This window comes from Photobacterium lutimaris, assembly GCF_003025555.1.
Lineage (GTDB): Bacteria > Pseudomonadota > Gammaproteobacteria > Enterobacterales > Vibrionaceae > Photobacterium > Photobacterium lutimaris.
In genome coordinates, this window is record NZ_PYMH01000011.1 from 54,135 (window position 1) to 70,818 (window position 16,684).

The 16,684-nt window shown below is 50.0% G+C and carries 13 protein-coding genes; 12 read left to right on the forward strand and 1 reads right to left on the reverse strand.

The features are described 5' to 3' along the window. Positions 1–34: 34 nt before the first annotated feature. From pilW to C9I99_RS19700, 9 genes are all read left to right on the forward strand, one after another. Entirely contained in the window at positions 35–793 is a 759-nt protein-coding gene (pilW, locus tag C9I99_RS19660) for a type IV pilus biogenesis/stability protein PilW (protein ID WP_107350537.1), read from the forward strand. Beyond that, a complete protein-coding gene (gene rodZ / locus C9I99_RS19665; protein WP_107350538.1) occupies positions 783–1,760 on the forward strand; it encodes a cytoskeleton protein RodZ in 978 nt (325 codons plus the stop codon). Before pilW ends, rodZ begins: the two co-directional genes overlap by 11 nt. Positions 1,761–1,772: 12 nt before the next feature. Then, complete coding sequence (gene ispG, locus C9I99_RS19670) at positions 1,773–2,888, forward strand: flavodoxin-dependent (E)-4-hydroxy-3-methylbut-2-enyl-diphosphate synthase (RefSeq protein WP_107350539.1); 1,116 nt, start codon at positions 1,773–1,775, stop codon at positions 2,886–2,888. Positions 2,889–2,990: 102 nt separating this feature from the next. After that, positions 2,991–4,259 carry a histidine--tRNA ligase gene (gene hisS, locus C9I99_RS19675; RefSeq protein WP_107350540.1) on the forward strand — a complete coding sequence of 423 codons (1,269 nt, stop codon included), beginning with the start codon at positions 2,991–2,993 and terminating at the stop codon, positions 4,257–4,259. Positions 4,260–4,272: 13 nt separating this feature from the next. Next, on the forward strand, positions 4,273–4,884 hold the full coding sequence (locus C9I99_RS19680; protein ID WP_107350541.1) for a YfgM family protein: 612 nt from the start codon (positions 4,273–4,275) through the stop codon (positions 4,882–4,884). 10 nt (positions 4,885–4,894) lie between these two features. Further along, positions 4,895–6,052 carry an outer membrane protein assembly factor BamB gene (gene bamB / locus C9I99_RS19685; protein WP_107350542.1) on the forward strand — a complete coding sequence of 386 codons (1,158 nt, stop codon included), beginning with the start codon at positions 4,895–4,897 and terminating at the stop codon, positions 6,050–6,052. Between the two features lie 180 nt (positions 6,053–6,232). Then, on the forward strand, positions 6,233–7,741 hold the full coding sequence (gene der / locus C9I99_RS19690; RefSeq protein WP_107350543.1) for a ribosome biogenesis GTPase Der: 1,509 nt from the start codon (positions 6,233–6,235) through the stop codon (positions 7,739–7,741). A gap of 111 nt (positions 7,742–7,852) precedes the next feature. Then, positions 7,853–8,728, forward strand: a complete 876-nt coding sequence (locus C9I99_RS19695) for an alanyl-tRNA editing protein (RefSeq protein WP_208113438.1) — start codon at positions 7,853–7,855, stop codon at positions 8,726–8,728. A gap of 406 nt (positions 8,729–9,134) precedes the next feature. Further along, positions 9,135–9,359 (forward strand): zinc ribbon domain-containing protein, encoded by a 225-nt coding sequence (locus C9I99_RS19700; RefSeq protein ID WP_107350544.1) that lies wholly within the window; start codon positions 9,135–9,137, stop codon positions 9,357–9,359. 124 nt (positions 9,360–9,483) lie between these two features. On the opposite strand, the gene xseA is transcribed toward C9I99_RS19700, so the two are convergent. Continuing rightward, positions 9,484–10,842, reverse strand: coding sequence for an exodeoxyribonuclease VII large subunit (xseA, locus tag C9I99_RS19705; RefSeq protein ID WP_107350545.1), 1,359 nt, complete (start codon positions 10,840–10,842; stop codon positions 9,484–9,486). A gap of 269 nt (positions 10,843–11,111) precedes the next feature. On the opposite strand from xseA, the gene guaB reads away from it, so the two are divergent. The 3 genes from guaB to C9I99_RS19720 all read left to right on the forward strand — a co-directional run bounded on the left by guaB (position 11,112) and on the right by C9I99_RS19720 (position 16,333). Further along, complete coding sequence (gene guaB, locus C9I99_RS19710) at positions 11,112–12,575, forward strand: IMP dehydrogenase (RefSeq protein WP_107350546.1); 1,464 nt, start codon at positions 11,112–11,114, stop codon at positions 12,573–12,575. A gap of 114 nt (positions 12,576–12,689) precedes the next feature. Further along, positions 12,690–14,273: a glutamine-hydrolyzing GMP synthase gene (gene guaA, locus C9I99_RS19715; protein WP_107350547.1), complete on the forward strand. Its 1,584-nt coding sequence runs from the start codon at positions 12,690–12,692 to the stop codon at positions 14,271–14,273. Positions 14,274–14,773: 500 nt separating this feature from the next. Beyond that, on the forward strand, positions 14,774–16,333 hold the full coding sequence (locus tag C9I99_RS19720; protein ID WP_107350548.1) for an AbgT family transporter: 1,560 nt from the start codon (positions 14,774–14,776) through the stop codon (positions 16,331–16,333). Positions 16,334–16,684 lie beyond the last annotated feature (351 nt).

Here is a 16,684-nt window from a genome sequence, read left to right on the forward strand (position 1 = left end):
TGCGCATTAATACGGACATTAAGGTGGGAATGGAATGGTGCGATGGACGATGTACCTATTATTGTGTAGTTTTATGACCGGTTGTGTTACCGTCGATGACGCTGGCAATATCCCCCAGGGCATGAATAAGATCGAGGCTTCAGAAGCCAGAGTCACTCTTGGACTGGGGTATCTAGAACAAGGACAATGGCAGCGGGCGCGTGATAATTTTGAGCTCGCCCTACGCTATGCCCCGCGTTATTACCGGGCGCAAAATGCGATGGCTTATTACTACCAGCGGGTGGACGAACCGGAGTCTGCTGAAGCCATGTATCGCCAGGCGTTGAAAGATTCGCCAAAAAATGGCGATGTGAGAAACAACTATGGTGTATTCTTGTGTAGTCAGGGACGCTATGATGATGCGATCGATGAATTTGAGCGTGCCATCAAGCAACCATACTATTACCTGACTTCGGCCAGTTATGAAAATGCAGCATTGTGTCGCATGGAACAGGGTAACCAACCACAAGCACGGGGCTATTTTGAAAAGGCGCTGTCTTACGACCCTTACCGAGCGAGGTCGATGCTGAATCTGTCGAAGTTGGATATTGAGGCGCAGAACTTCAAAGAAGCCCGCGTTAGGCTGTTTAAATTTAACAAGAGATACGGGTATAAGGCCGACAGCCTGTGGTTGTTGATCCAGCTAGAGCAACTGGCTGGCTCTGATAGCCAAGCGGATAAATATGCTGGTATTCTCAAAGCCCAGTACCCTAACTCTCAGCAATATCAAAAATATCTAGCCAATGAATACTGAACAGAACGAAGAACGATCAACAGAAGATATCATTCTTCCAGGGGATATGCTGCGTCAGGCTCGAGAGAAGCTAGGCTATTCACAGAAGGACGTTGCAAGCCGATTGAGGCTCCGCCTCTCGGTTGTCAGCGATATCGAAGATAATCATTTTGAACAAGCGCAACTGGCCACATTTACCCGTGGTTATGTGCGTTCCTATGCCAAATTTGTCGGTCTTAACGAGGCTGATGTACTGGCCAAACTTGACCAGCAAGGCCACGCCCAGCCCCAAGAGCAGGAAATGCAGAGCTTTTCACGTCGCACCAAGCGTGAAGCGCACGATAGCCGTATCATGCGCTTGACCTGGGCCTTGGGTGCCTTGTTTGTCGGCTTGACCGGGATCTGGTGGTGGCAGAGCTTGCAGATGACACCTGAAGCAGAACTCACTGCCGCTCCTGCAGAGGTGCAGGCGCTGGATGAGGCGATTGCCAATGCTGGCAACGGCAGTAGTACAGCGGTGCTGACGGCAGTCACCGAACCGGGTTTGGACGATAGCGCCAGTGTAGTGAGCACAGTCGATGCAGAGCAACCTGTACAGCTACCAACGATCGAACCTGAACCTCAGGCCAGCTTCGAGGACAGCTTTACCGAGCCTCAAAAGTTGGCAGACACCGATGTAGACAGCGCTGACAGTTTGGCTGCCGAGCAGTTGAGCGATGTGGTCTCTGAAGAGGAAACCGTCGTCGCCAGTTCTGATCTTGAGCTGAGCTTTACTGGTGATTGTTGGATTGACATCCGTGATGCCAACGGCCGCCGCTTGGATACCGGTATCAAGAAAGCCGGCGATGTCCTGAAGCTAGACGGCAATGAGCCTTTCCGCGTGGTGCTAGGTGCACCGAGCGTAGTTACCATTAACTATAAAGGTAAACCTGTTGATCTTAGCAGGTACCCTGCAGGTAAAGTGGCGCGATTGAAACTGCCGCAGTAAAGAGTAGATGTAATGCATAACGAGTCTCCAATTAAACGCCGTCAGTCCACCCGTATCTATGTCGGTGATGTGCCAATCGGTGATGGCGCACCGATTGCGGTGCAGTCAATGACCAACACTCGCACCACCGATGTGGCCGCGACAGTTGCGCAGATCCAAGCATTGGAAAAGGTAGGCGCGGATATTGTCCGTGTTTCGGTGCCAACCATGGACGCGGCCGAGGCGTTTAAGCAAATCAAGCAGCAGGTGAATATCCCGCTAGTGGCTGATATTCACTTTGACTACCGTATCGCATTGAAAGTGGCCGAGTACGGTGTTGACTGTCTGCGTATCAACCCGGGTAATATCGGCCGTGAAGACCGTATCCGTGCGGTTGTAGACTGCGCCCGTGACAACAACATCCCAATTCGTATCGGGGTGAACGGTGGCTCACTGGAAAAAGATATTCAGCAGAAATACGGTGAGCCGACGCCAGATGCTTTGGTGGAATCAGCGATGCGCCATGTCGATATTCTGGATCGTCTTAACTTCGATCAATTCAAAGTCAGTGTGAAGGCGTCAGATGTCTTCTTGGCGGTAGACTCGTACCGCAAACTGGCCCAGCAGATCAGGCAGCCACTTCACTTGGGCATTACCGAGGCCGGTGGTGCACGTGCAGGTTCGGTGAAATCCGCCGTTGGCTTAGGCATGCTATTGGCTGAAGGGATCGGCGATACCCTGCGTGTTTCTTTGGCTGCCGATCCGGTTGAAGAGATCAAAGTTGGCTTTGATATCCTCAAATCCCTGCGTATCCGCTCTCGCGGCATTAATTTTATTGCCTGCCCAACGTGTTCACGCCAAGAGTTCGATGTAATTGGCACTGTGAACGAGCTGGAGCAGCGACTGGAAGATATCACAATACCTATGGATGTCTCCGTTATCGGTTGTGTGGTCAACGGCCCGGGTGAGGCAGAAGTGTCACACCTAGGTATTGCTGGCGGCAACCGCAAAAGTGCGTTTTATGAAGACGGCCTGCGCCAGAAAGAGCGTTTCGACAACGACAACGTGATTGAGCAGCTAGAAGCTAAAATACGTGCAAAAGCATCGATGCTGGATGCAGCAAACCGCATTGATGTGACAGAAAAATAACGAAATTGGCAAGAATCGCCCCGACTCGTGTTGGGGCGGTTCACTATTTGCGTTATAACCTATATATTCAACTCCATTCCCCATCGGTTAACGAGAATAAACGTGGCGAAACAAATTCAAGCAATTCGAGGCATGAACGACTGCCTTCCAACCCAGTCTCCACTTTGGCAGAAAGTGGAATCGACCATTAAACAAGTTGTAAGCGCATACGGTTACAGTGAAGTCCGTATGCCTATCGTCGAATCGACGCATTTGTTTAGTCGGGCAATCGGTGAAGTAACGGATGTTGTTGAAAAGGAAATGTATACGTTTGAGGACCGCAACGGCGATAGCCTGACTTTGCGTCCTGAAGGTACGGCTGGCTGTGTACGTGCCGGCATCCAGAATGGCCTGCTATACAACCAGGAACAGCGTCTGTGGTACACCGGCCCGATGTTCCGTCACGAGCGTCCTCAAAAAGGTCGCTACCGCCAGTTCCACCAGTGCGGTGTGGAAGTCTTTGGTCTAAATGGCCCGGATGTTGATGCAGAGCTCATTATGATGACTGCGCGTATGTGGCGTGAGCTGGGTATCGATAAGCACGTTCGCCTAGAGCTGAACTCTATCGGTTCGCTTGAAGCTCGTGCTGACTACCGTCAGGCATTGATTGCTTTCCTTGAGCAGCATATCGATATTTTGGATGAAGACTGCAAGCGTCGTATGCACACTAACCCGCTGCGCGTACTTGATACCAAGAACGCGGCCATTCAGGACGTGTTGGTTGATGCCCCTAAGTTGTCTGACTACCTTGATGACGAGTCAAAACAACATTTTGCCGGTTTGTGTGAACTATTGGACGTAGCTGGTATCGAATACCAAGTAAATGAACGTCTTGTACGTGGTTTGGATTACTATAACCGTACAGTATTTGAGTGGATCACCGAGAGTCTTGGTGCACAGGGTACTGTATGTGGCGGTGGTCGCTACGATGGCCTGGTTGAGCAACTTGGCGGTAAAGCGACACCGGCGGTTGGTTTTGCAATGGGTCTAGAGCGTCTGGTATTGATGATGGAAACCCTGGAGCTGACCGATGTACGTCGTCCGGTTGACGTGTACATGGTAACGGCAGGTGAAGGTACCATGATGGCAGGCATGAAGCTGGCTGAGAAGCTTCGCGAAGAAGTGACTGGCCTGCGTGTAATGAGCCATTTCGGTGGTGGTAACTTCAAGAAGCAATTCAAGCGTGCTGACAATGTCGGCGCAGCAGTAGCATTGGTACTGGGCGAAAACGAAATCGCCGAAAATACCGTGGTAGTTAAAGATCTTCGCGGCGGTGAGCAAACCACGATGGCGCAAGACGAAGTGGCAGCGAAGCTGGCCGAATTGATTTAAGAGAGGACAGGAAGTGGACGGCAATATCACAGAAGAACAACAAGTTGAACAGATAAAGGCTTGGTGGAAAGAAAACGGTAAAGCCGTTGTTCTCGGAACTGTGATTGGTTTGGGTGGTCTGTTTGGCTGGCGTTACTACCAGTCGGAAGTTCAGTCAGCCAAGGAGCAGGCATCCGATGCATATACCCAGGTGGTTAATCGCCTAGACAATGGTAATGAGTCAGCTGTTGCAGATGTACAGGCATTTATCGCAGCCCACGAAAGCAGCCAGTATTCAGTTTTGGCAGCCCTTCAACTGGCGAAAGCGCAGGTTGATAACGGTGACTTGGACGGTGCCGCCGAGCAGCTTAGCTGGGCGATTGCCAATACCAAGGATGTGGCAATTCTACCGATTGCACAAACCCGCCTGGCTCGTATTTATGCCGAGCAGGATTCTTTCGACAAGGCACTTTCAGAGTTGGATAAAGTGACGGCTGAAAGCTGGCAGGCCAAAGTGGCAGAGCTACGAGGTGATGTCCTGTTGCAAAAAGGTGAGGTTGAAGCGGCGCGTGAAGCTTATGTTAGCGCACAGCAGCTTGGTGCATCTCCGGCCTTGCAGATCAAGCTAGACGACTTGGCACAGTAAGGTAGAGCGTATGCAAAAGGTGTTGAAGCAAGCCGTTTCGGTCGCATTGGCTGTCGGTCTACTTGCGGGTTGTGCCAGCGAGGAAGACACAATCCAAATGGCACCGTTGCCAGTGGTTGAAAGCACATTTACTCCCGTTCAGGGATGGAGCAGCAAGGTAGGGGGTGGTGTTGGCCATTTCTTTTCCAAGCTGAGCCCGGTAGTCGGCTACGGTAAGGTGTTTGTTGCAGACCGTAATGGTTTGGTCAAAGCGCTGGATCCGGATACGGGCAATGAAATCTGGCAGCAGGATCTTGAAGGGAATATCTCCGCAAGATTGGCTGGTGGTATGACCTTGTCTTACGGCAGGGTGTTCATTGGCTCGGAAAATGCCGAGGTCATTGCGCTTGATGAAGCAACTGGCGAGATCGCTTGGCGTCAGACGGTAGAAGGCGAAGTGTTATCAAAGCCATTGGTCGATGAAGGCTTGGTGATCGTTAATACTAGCCGTGGTATCTTGCAGGCGCTGGATGCCGACAGTGGTGAAAGCCGCTGGCAGCTGGGTAGTGAAGTACCCACCTTGACTCTGCGCGGCGACAGTTCGCCAGTGTCTATTTCTGGTGGTGTATTCTGGGGACAGGCCAATGGTCGTTTAGCGGGAGCCTTAATAGGCAATGGTCAGATGCTGTGGCAACAGCCGATTGGTTCGCCAAAAGGCGGTACCGAGATTGACCGACTGGTTGATGTCGATGCTTCTCCTGTTATCGATGGAGAGCGCCTGCTAGCCCTTGGTTTCAATGGTAGTTTGGTATCGATTGATCTGCGTAGCGGTCAACCGGCATGGAAACGTAACTATTCCTCGGCCACTGACTTTGCTATCGACGGTAGTCAGCTATATTTGATCACAGACAAAGACCATGTTGTTGCGGTCGATACCCGCAGTGGCACGGAGTTGTGGTCGAATAATCAGCTTGAGTACCGTTTGCTCAGCGCCCCTGCGGTAATCGATGGTTACCTGGTTGTCGGGGATAGCGAAGGCTATTTGCACTGGCTCGATCCTTACAGCGGTGATTTTGTTGCTCAGCAGGAAACAGACGGTAGCGGTATTGCTGTGCCGCCAGTTCGGATGAGCGATGGTTATTTGGTGATCACCCGAGATGGTCGTATTAACAAAATGCAAATGCCGTAATTTGCCGTTATAATACGCACCATTATTATTCTCGGCTCCTGCTGTGGACACAGTCAGGAGCCGTTGTTGTTATATCCGTTCGCGATATTATTGTCGGATGAAGGTGCAGACCGCTGGTCTGGCTGGAGGCAAGAATGAATGGAAATATGTCATTATGACTATGAAAAGTAAGAGGTACTTATGATTCCTGTTGTTGCCCTTGTCGGGCGCCCAAACGTGGGTAAATCGACGTTATTTAACCGTCTTACCCGTACAAGGGATGCGCTGGTAGCTGACTTTCCTGGCCTAACAAGGGATCGTAAATACGGTAAGGCTGAGCTCGAAGAGCACGAATTTATTGTGATTGATACCGGCGGTATCGACGGAACTGAAGAAGGCGTCGAAACCAAAATGGCCGAGCAGTCACTGATGGCGATCGAAGAGGCCGATGTTGTCCTTTTCCTCGTGGATGGCCGTGCAGGCCTGACTTCGTCAGATGAAGCGATTGCCAAGCACCTGCGTAGCCGCGAAAAGCCGACTTTCTTGGTGGTAAACAAGATTGACGGGGTTGATGGAGACAGCGCTTGTGCTGAATTCTGGAAGCTGGGCATGAACGGCATGTACCAGATCGCTGCGGCGCAAAACCGTGGTGTGACGGCACTGATGGAGCGTGCTCTGGCACCGTTTGCCGACAGCCTGAATGCGACGGAAGATGAAGACAGCGATGAGGTGTTCATTGAAGATCTGACGTCGGTTGAAGATATCGAGAAAGCCAACCTTTCTGAGGCCGATGCGGAAGCGGCGTACAAACGCTTGCAAGAGCAGCCAATCAAGATGGCGATTATTGGCCGTCCGAATGTGGGTAAGTCGACTCTGACGAACCGTATTTTGGGTGAAGAGCGTGTTGTTGTGTACGATATGCCTGGTACAACCCGTGATTCGATTTATATTCCGATGGAACGCGAAGGGCAAGAGTATGTTCTAATTGATACGGCGGGGATCCGTCGTCGTAAGAACATGAATCAAGCGGTAGAAAAGTTCTCGGTGATCCAGACATTGAAAGCCGTGGAAGATGCTAACGTTGTGCTATTGGTTATCGATGCGCGCGAAAACATTTCCGATCAGGATCTGAGCCTGCTTGGTTTTGCCTTGAACGCCGGCCGTTCACTGGTTATTGCCGTGAATAAGTGGGATGGTTTGGATAACGAAGTCAAAGAGCGTGTGAAGTCTGAACTGGACCGCCGCTTGGGCTTTGTCGACTTTGCCCGTATTCACTTTATCTCGGCACTGCATGGTACCGGTGTTGGTCACCTTTACGAGTCTGTTCAGGAAGCCTACCAGTCAGCGACTAAGCGTATCAGCACCTCATTGTTGACCCGTATTATGCAAATGGCGCAGGACGATCACCAACCGCCAATGATCCGTGGTCGCCGTGTGAAGCTGAAATATGCCCACGCTGGGGGGTACAACCCACCGATTATTGTTATTCACGGTAACCAGGTGAATGAACTACCAGGCTCATACAAGCGTTACTTGATGAACTACTACCGCAAGTCGCTGGAAATGATGGGTACGCCGATTCGAATTCAGTTCCAGAGCAGCGAAAACCCGTTTGAAGCCAAGAAGCAAAAACTGACGATTTCTCAGGAGCGTCAGCGCAAGCGTCTGGCTACAGCCCTGAAGAACCGTGATCGCGACGGCGACAGTTAATGACTGCTGAGTAGCTCACTAGTTACTTGTTAAGCTCTATAGACAAACCCGGCCACTTGGTCGGGTTTTTTGTTATTATCGCTTTTCCATCCACCTGCAAGGATATCCACCATTGTGATCAGCGCAACCCATGTACTTTTTCCTGAGCGTATCTATCAATGTGAAGCAGAGGTACAACTGATAGTGGCGACCCCTGCTCCGGGTTGCTATGTTGTTACCGATCAGACACCTTTTCACCCGGTCAGCCATATTTGGCCTGATCACCCTGCCGATCGCGGTACTTTGGTACTCGAAGGGCAGGCGTATGACGTTGTCGATTGCCTTGTCGGTGCCGTGGAGTTGGATAGCGGTCAGCTGCATGTTGGCGCTGAGATTCCAGTGAAGCGAGATGAGCCTGGATGGGTGTTTGTGGTGGTTCACCAACTGGCTAGTACCGTGGATTTTCCCGCAGGCTGCCAGGTCATGCTCAATGTTGATGAGCAATATCAGTTAGCCCTGAGCCGTGGCCACAGCGGCGGTCATCTGTCGTCGCTCGCCCTGAATAAGGTGCTGCACCATGATTTCTGGCGCAAGGACGCCTCTCGCAAAGATGAGCTCGGTCACTATGACTTCCACAGCTATGCGCAGACAGAGAGCAGGGTAACAGAAGACTGCAGCACAGATACGTATCGTATTGGAAAAACTCTGCGTAAACGTGGCCTCAATGCGGCCGATATGCTGGCAGCGTTGCCCGCTATCACAGAGCAAATTAATCAGCAGCTCGCGCTGTGGTGCGAAGCGGGTTATCCGGTGGATATGCGTAGGGAAGGGGAGGCACTGACCGATTCCCGCTATTGGCGTTGTGATCTGGATGAAGGCCAAATGGTGGAAATCCCTTGTGGCGGTAGTCATGTTCGTTCACTAGCAGAATATGCGGCATTACGGGTAGAGTTCTGTATTGCCAGTGATCAAGAGCTGGTGATGATAACGTATAGTCAACCTGCGTGATCAACCGCCTGCACAGATAAAAAATCGCCTTTTGGCGATTTTTTTATATCTTTCATAATCTTAATCATTATCGCTAAGTAGCTTACGGTGATTGTGATCTTTTTTCTCTGATTTTCACTTATGCTTGATCAACTGGATTTTTATCGGAAGTTGTAGATTTAAATATCGTATAAAATTGAAATACAGCACATGTAACTTATGCTTTCGGGATGTGTATCGATAAATATTCTTTTGGTACCAGATCGCTGATCACCATGGCTTTTAGCGTTGATCACCGGTTTGAAGTACGATCAGGGTACGCAATATTGCCGTGGTAAGGCACATCATTGCAGATGCTGAGCCGGATCAAAGGCGCCGGCGGGTAAATTGCTTTATGATTGGGCGAGTCACCGTTAAGGAAAAGAAAATGAGCCAGAACATTTGTCCAAGTTGTCTCCAAGATCTCGAGTGGCAGGAAGGGAAGTACCATTGCGGGGGCTGTAGCATCGTGTATATCAAAAAAGCTTTTTGCCCTGATTGCGAGTCCGAACTTGAAAAGCTTCAGGCATGTGGGGCGGCGAGCTATTTTTGTAATCGTTGCAATGAGCTCAAATCCAAGTCGCGAGTCAGAATCCAATTCGATAAAGCGTAATACCAACTTGGATCATTCATTGAAATACAATGCCGCCAGGTACATCACCGGGCGGCATTTTTGATCGGGTGGTTTGAATTTACCAGCATACGGTGACAAAGCTGAGCGGCTTGTGGTGGCCTGTCTAACCCGTTGACTCAGCAACAATAGAATGGATTTCTCCGTCGGCGACAGTCGTCCGCAGGCTATCACCGTGCTTGACTTGCTCGGCGCTACGGATGACCTGCCCCTTCTGGTTGCGGGTAATAGAGTAGCCACGGCCTAGAGTTGCCAGTGGGCTGACGGTTTCCAGCTTTTCAGCCGCCATGGCGAGCTTATGGCTGGCATTGAGCAGGCGGCGATCCATCCCGTCCTGAAGCCGTTGCTGCAGGCGCTCAAGGCGGTTTTGCTGGGTTTGGACAATTTGCGCCGGCGAGTTGAGTGCTAGTTTGTAGTTGTTGCGGTCAATGTGCTGCTGGTGGCGGCTTAGGCGCTGTCTCATGGCCAGCTCCAGCTTGCTTGCCAATTCATCCAACTGCTGTTGCTGCTGGTTGAGGCGCACCTGCGGGTGCTGGCGATCGAGGCGGTGCTGCAGGCGGACAGTTTGTGCTTGCTTCGCGGATAGGTAATGACGCATTGCATGCTGAAGCTGCTGCGTTTTCTGGCTGATTTTCTGGGTTTGGAACCCCATGTCCCGGCTGATCAGCTCGGCGGCCGCGGATGGGGTCGGTGCACGGACATCCGCCACGAAATCCGCGATGGTGACATCGACTTCGTGACCGACGGCACTGACGATCGGGATTTGGCTGGCAGCAATGGTTCGCGCCACAATTTCCTCGTTGAAGGCCCACAGATCTTCCAGTGAGCCACCGCCCCGGCCGACAATCAGAATGTCACACTCACGGCGGGCGTTGGCACGACCAATGGCTTGGGCAATCGATATTGCTGCGCCTTCCCCTTGGACTATCGTTGGGTAAATGACCACCGGTAGACTTGGATCGCGGCGTTGAAGAACATTGAGGATATCGTGCAGCGCGGCGCCGGTCTTAGAGGTGATAACTCCCACTCGTTGTGGTTGCTCTGGCAGCGGTTGTTTGAGTGTCTGGGCGAACAGGCCTTCGGCGGCCAGGTTCATTTTCAGTTGTTCAAACTGCTGCTGCAGGCGACCATCACCTTCAGGCTGCATGCTCTCAATGATCAGCTGATAATCGCCACGCGGTTCGTAGAGCGACAAACGGGCCTTGACCAGTACCTGGGTGCCATTGGCTGGTTTGAAGGTCACACGACGGTTGCTGCCTTTGAACATGGCGCATTTGACTTGGGCGCGTGAGTCTTTGAGGGTGAAATACCAATGACCGGAAACGGGCATGGAGAGATTCGACAGCTCACCAACCAGCCAAACCACTCCCATTTCGTTTTCAAGGATTAAACGAACTTGGGCATTGAGGCTGGAAACGGTGTAGATACGGTCATTGGTCTGGTTCTGTTGAGCAAATAACGTCACAAGACAAGATACCTGTATTGGAAGGCTGGGGCGTGCGGCAGACGAGCGTCAGGACGAGGTGAACAAAGTCTGGGCAGATCTATGGACAGATCTTGGTCGTAAAATGCTTGCCGCAGCACCGGAAACTTAACCGAAATATACTACACATCAAGATGAATTTGTCAATTAAAAAAATAAAAAAAAGTCTAGCCAATCGATTGCATCCTCCGTATAATTCGTCCGCAATATTTTATCCTTCTTTAACCCTTTACTTGGTGTGAGATATTGCAATGTTACGAATCAAACAAGAAGCTTTGACTTTCGATGATGTCCTGCTGGTTCCAGCCCATTCTACCGTACTGCCTAACACTGCCGATCTGCGCACCCGCCTGACGAAAGACATTACGCTGAACATCCCTATGGTGTCTGCGTCAATGGATACCGTGACAGAAGGCCGCCTGGCAATTGCCCTTGCCCAGGAAGGCGGCATTGGCTTCATCCACAAGAACATGTCCATTGAGCAGCAAGCCAATGAAGTTCGTATGGTGAAAAAATTCGAAGCCGGCGTAGTTTCTGAGCCTGTTACTGTGAAGCCTTACAATACGATTGAAGACGTGAAGCGTCTGACAGTCGAAAACGGTTTTGCAGGCTACCCTGTTGTTTCTGACAACAACGAGCTGGTAGGTATTATTACTGGCCGTGATGTTCGTTTTGTTACCGACCTTTCAATGAAGGTTGAAGAAGTGATGACGCCAAAAGATAAACTGGCTTCTGCTAAAGAAGGCGCATCACGCGAAGAAGTCGAAGCTATCATGCAGCAGTACCGTGTTGAGAAAGTACTGCTAGTCAACGATGATTTTCAGCTTCGTGGCATGATCACCGCAAAAGATTTCCAGAAAGCTGAGCGTAAGCCCAATGCATGTAAAGACGAGCGTGGTCGTCTTCGCGTAGGTGCTGCTGTTGGTGCCGGTGCTGGTAACGAAGAGCGTGTTAAGGCGCTGGTTGAAGCAGGCGTTGATGTATTGCTTATTGACTCTTCACACGGTCACTCTGAAGGTGTACTTGCCCGTATCCGTGAAACACGCGAAGCGTTCCCTGAGCTACCAATTGTCGGTGGTAACGTTGCAACGGCTGAAGGTGCGCGAGCACTGATCGAAGCCGGTGTGAGCACGGTGAAAGTGGGTATCGGCCCTGGCTCTATCTGTACCACCCGTATTGTTACCGGTGTGGGCGTACCTCAGGTAACCGCGATTGCCGATGCCGTTGCGGTTGCTGACCAATACGACATCCCTGTGATTGCCGATGGCGGTATCCGCTTCTCTGGCGATATGTGTAAGGCGATTGCAGCTGGCGCATCTTGCGTGATGGTGGGTTCAATGTTCGCGGGAACAGAGGAAGCACCGGGTGAAGTTGAGCTGTACCAAGGCCGAGCTTACAAATCTTACCGTGGCATGGGGTCATTGGGTGCCATGTCTAAAGGGTCTTCTGACCGTTACTTCCAGACGGACAACGCGGCTGACAAGCTGGTTCCTGAAGGTATCGAAGGTCGTGTCGCTTACAAAGGCCACATGAAAGAAATCGTTCACCAGCAAATGGGCGGCCTGCGTTCAAGCATGGGCCTAACCGGTTCTGCGACTATCGAAGCGCTGCGTACCCAAGCCGAATTTGTTCGCATCTCTGGTGCCGGCTTGAATGAATCACATGTGCACGATGTAACGATTACTAAAGAAGCACCTAACTACCGTCTGGGTTAATTTTCATCAGCTGCATCAGCAACTGACGAAAACGTTTGCCTACGCGCGAAACTTGTATAAGATCGGGGGCGTTTTTATGCCCCCACCTTCCATTTATTTTTTGAGACAGCTCGAATGACCACGACCACAAATATTCATGACCAGCGTATCCTGATCCTGGACTTTGGTTCTCAGTACACCCAGCTTATTGCACGTCGTATCCGTGAAATTGGTGTTTATTGTGAACTATGGAGCTGGGACGTTGATGAAGCAGATATTCGCGACTTCAACCCTAACGGCATCATCCTTTCTGGTGGTCCTGAAAGTGTGACAGAAGAGGGTTCACCTCGTGCACCGCAGTATGTGTTCGAAGCCGGTGTTCCTGTATTCGGTGTTTGCTACGGTATGCAGACGATGGCCGAGCAGCTAGGTGGTAAAGTAGCGGGTTCTACTGAGCGTGAGTTTGGTTATGCGCAGGTTAAAGTGGTTGAGCCAACCGCTTTCTTCCAAAATATCGAAGATGCAATTGCTGAAGATGGTACTGCACTGCTAGATGTATGGATGAGCCACGGTGACAAAGTGGTCGAAATCCCGTCTGATTTCGTCAAGGTTGCGGAAACTGAAACGTGCCCATACGCGGCAATGGCAAACGTAGAGAAAAATTTCTACGGTGTACAGTTCCACCCAGAAGTAACCCACACTCGTCAGGGTATGCGCATTATCGAGAACTTTGTTCTGAACATCTGTGGCTGTGAGAAGCTATGGACGTCGGCGAACATTATTGATGATGCCGTTGCACGTATCAAAGAGCAGGTAGGTGACGACGAAGTGATCCTTGGCCTGTCGGGCGGTGTTGATTCATCTGTTGTTGCGATGCTTATCCACCGTGCGATCGGCGACAAGCTGACATGTGTGTTTGTCGACAACGGCCTGCTTCGCTTGAACGAAGGTGAGCAGGTAATGGAAATGTTTGGCGATCACTTCGGGCTGAAGATTGTACATGTCAAAGCTGAAGACCGTTTCCTTGAGGCACTCGCAGATGAGGCAGAGCCGGAAGCCAAGCGTAAGATTATCGGCCATGTATTTGTCGATGTCTTCGATGAGGAGTCGAAGAAGCTAGCAAATGCGAAGTGGTTGGCACAGGGCACGATCTACCCAGATGTTATCGAATCAGCCGCATCGAAAACCGGTAAAGCGCATGTTATCAAGTCGCACCACAACGTTGGTGGCCTGCCTGATGATATGGAAATGGGCTTGGTTGAGCCGCTAAAAGAGCTGTTCAAAGATGAAGTTCGTAAGATTGGTCTTGAGCTTGGCCTACCTTACAATATGCTTTACCGCCATCCGTTCCCAGGTCCTGGCCTAGGTGTACGTGTACTGGGTGAAGTGAAGAAAGAATACTGTGATTTGCTGCGCCGTGCTGATGCTATTTTCATCGAAGAGTTACACAAAGCGGATCTATACAACAAAGTCTCGCAGGCATTTACTGTGTTCCTACCTGTACGTTCTGTGGGTGTAATGGGCGATGGCCGTAAGTACGACTGGGTTGTGTCACTGCGTGCGGTAGAGACGATCGATTTCATGACCGCGCACTGGGCTCACCTGCCGTATGATTTCCTAGGCAAGGTTTCTAACCGTATCATCAACGAAGTTGACGGTATTTCTCGTGTTGTTTATGACATATCGGGCAAGCCACCAGCAACCATCGAGTGGGAATAATCCTCTCATTTTCGGCTTAGGTTGATTGAACAAGAAGAAGCACCCTCGGGTGCTTTTTTTTTTTGGCTAAACTGTATGGATGCCAAGCAAACTATCGCTCTTTTATGAAGGGGGTCTAACGGGAAGGTAGAGAGGAAATCATATTAATGAGCTTATTAATAGGAGAGGTATCTGCTTCTAAGCAATAGCAAGGCTGGTCTTGATTACTTAGGGGGCACTCAGGGATGGCATAAGGAAATATTGTAAATAAATGAGACTATTGTTGTGCCTTGTGGGTGGGCTTGTAGTGTGCTTGTTAGTATAATGTTTTTCATTAATATTTCATTACAATGTGGTATTGTGAATATTACCGAATACATGGTGGATCGTGCGTTTTTGTTTGAACTTTTCATTACAATTCGCCGCAAGCTTTTTCTTTGTAAGAAAAAACGGATTGATGGCGATACAACGACAATCTAACGCCGCAAATTTACAACATCACTAATGACCATGGAGTTCCCATGAGCAATCAAGCTGTCAACAAGACACCTAATGAGTCGCAGAGCGCGATGAATAAGTTTCTTAATTTTATTGAGCGTACAGGTAACAAGATCCCTGATCCTGCCTTGCTCTTCTTCTGGGGATTGATCCTTGTATGGGTTCTATCTGCAGTGTTCTCTCAGTTCGAATTTGGTTTAATTCACCCCGTTTCTGGCCAAGCAGTAGAAGTTAACAACCTACTGACCGGTGAGTCGTTTGCAAACTTCCTTGCAACAATGGTGACTAACTTCACCGGTTTTGCACCACTGGGTATTGTACTTGTAGCAATGCTGGGTGTGGGTGTTGCTGAGGCCTCTGGCTTTATCAATACTGGCCTGAAGAAGATGCTGAACGTTACACCGGCTAAATTCATCACGCCTGTGCTAATTTTGGTTGCAATCGTTTCGCACACTGCTGCCGATGCAGGTTACGTGCTGGTTATCCCTCTGGGTGGTATTATCTTCCACGCAGCAGGCCGCCACCCGCTAGCGGGTATTGCCGCGGCATTCGCGGGTGTATCAGGTGGTTTTGCGGCGAACTTTATTCCTTCAGGTATCGACCCTCTATTGGCTGGCTTCACGCAAGAAGCGGCACAAATTCTTGACCCTGAATATATTGTTAACCCGTTATCAAACCTATTCTTCACCGGTTTGTCTTCACTGCTTATCGTGAGCATTGGTTGGTACATCACTGACCGCATTATCGAGCCTCGTCTATCTCAGACGGCGATCGATGAAGATGCAGAAGAAGCACCGGATATGGGCTCTTTCACAGAGCTAGAAAGTAAAGCTTTCTCTCGTGCTGGCTGGGCGATGATGGCTGGTATTGCAGTACTGGTTGCCGCGCTGATCCCTGAGACATCACCGCTACGTAACCCTGCCGGTGAAATCACCGCGTTTAACGCACCGGTAATGCAATCTATTGTACCGCTTATCTTTATCTTGTTTGTGATCCCGGGTGTGGTATACGGCAAGGTTGCGGGTACGTTCAAAGCCAGTGACGATATTATCAAGTCAATGTCTGCCACGATGAGCAGCATGGGTAGCTTCATGGTTATGGCGTTCTTCATCGCTCAATTCCTTGTGGCCTTTACTCAATCTAACCTTGGTACGCTACTTGCGCTTTCTGGTGCTCAGCTTCTACAAGCGATGAACTTACCAGGCCAGGTGACCATTGTTGGTATGATCCTCCTAACGGCATTCGTTAACCTGTTGGTTGGTTCTGCTTCTGCGAAGTGGGCCCTGATTGGTCCTATCATGGTACCGATGCTAATGGCTGTGGGTATTTCTCCTGAGCTGACTCAGGCTGCATACCGTGTTGGTGACTCTGTATCTAACATCATTTCTCCAATGATGGTGTTCTTCCCGCTGGTTGTTGTTTACATGCAGCGCTACGTGAAGAGCTCAGGTATCGGCTCTCTGGCTTCAATGATGATGCCTTACTCGATTGCGATGTTGATTGGTTGGACTATCTTCCTACTTATCTACTGGGCAATTGGTATCCCGCTAGGTATCCAAGCACCTTATACTTACGGCATGTAATTTACTTGCTGAATAAAAAGCCCCGCTCAAAGCGGGGCTTTTTTTATGCAGGTAAACACAGGCTGGCCATTCCTTTACTGAATATGATGTTAGTGAAAAGTAGTCTGATATTGTTGATATTAATGAATCACTGTTGGTTGATTGTTAATGCTGATTTTGTTGTGATATCTGAAATTTAATTTTGTAAAATTTTCATGCTGTACTTATCTGGTGGTACGGGCTAGTTGGTTGCTTAACTTATCCTATGTGGTGCTTTATTCTGCTATAGCTCTAGATTGTGGTTTATTGGTTTGAAAGTGCTCTGGTTTAGTGGTTTTACTCAGGTGGGATGATTTGTTAATTTCTGACTAA

Excerpts from the sequence above, each read along its gene's own strand:
- ispG (WP_107350539.1), top strand. The coding sequence starts at position 1,773 with ATGCATAACGAGTCTCCAATTAAACGCCGTCAGTCCACCCGTATCTAT.
- C9I99_RS19700 (WP_107350544.1), top strand. The coding sequence starts at position 9,135 with ATGAGCCAGAACATTTGTCCAAGTTGTCTCCAAGATCTCGAGTGGCAG.
- C9I99_RS19720 (WP_107350548.1), top strand. The coding sequence starts at position 14,774 with ATGAGCAATCAAGCTGTCAACAAGACACCTAATGAGTCGCAGAGCGCG.
- guaB (WP_107350546.1), top strand. The coding sequence starts at position 11,112 with ATGTTACGAATCAAACAAGAAGCTTTGACTTTCGATGATGTCCTGCTG.
- der (WP_107350543.1), top strand. The coding sequence starts at position 6,233 with ATGATTCCTGTTGTTGCCCTTGTCGGGCGCCCAAACGTGGGTAAATCG.
- bamB (WP_107350542.1), top strand. The coding sequence starts at position 4,895 with ATGCAAAAGGTGTTGAAGCAAGCCGTTTCGGTCGCATTGGCTGTCGGT.
- pilW (WP_107350537.1), top strand. The coding sequence starts at position 35 with ATGGTGCGATGGACGATGTACCTATTATTGTGTAGTTTTATGACCGGT.
- rodZ (WP_107350538.1), top strand. The coding sequence starts at position 783 with ATGAATACTGAACAGAACGAAGAACGATCAACAGAAGATATCATTCTT.
- guaA (WP_107350547.1), top strand. The coding sequence starts at position 12,690 with ATGACCACGACCACAAATATTCATGACCAGCGTATCCTGATCCTGGAC.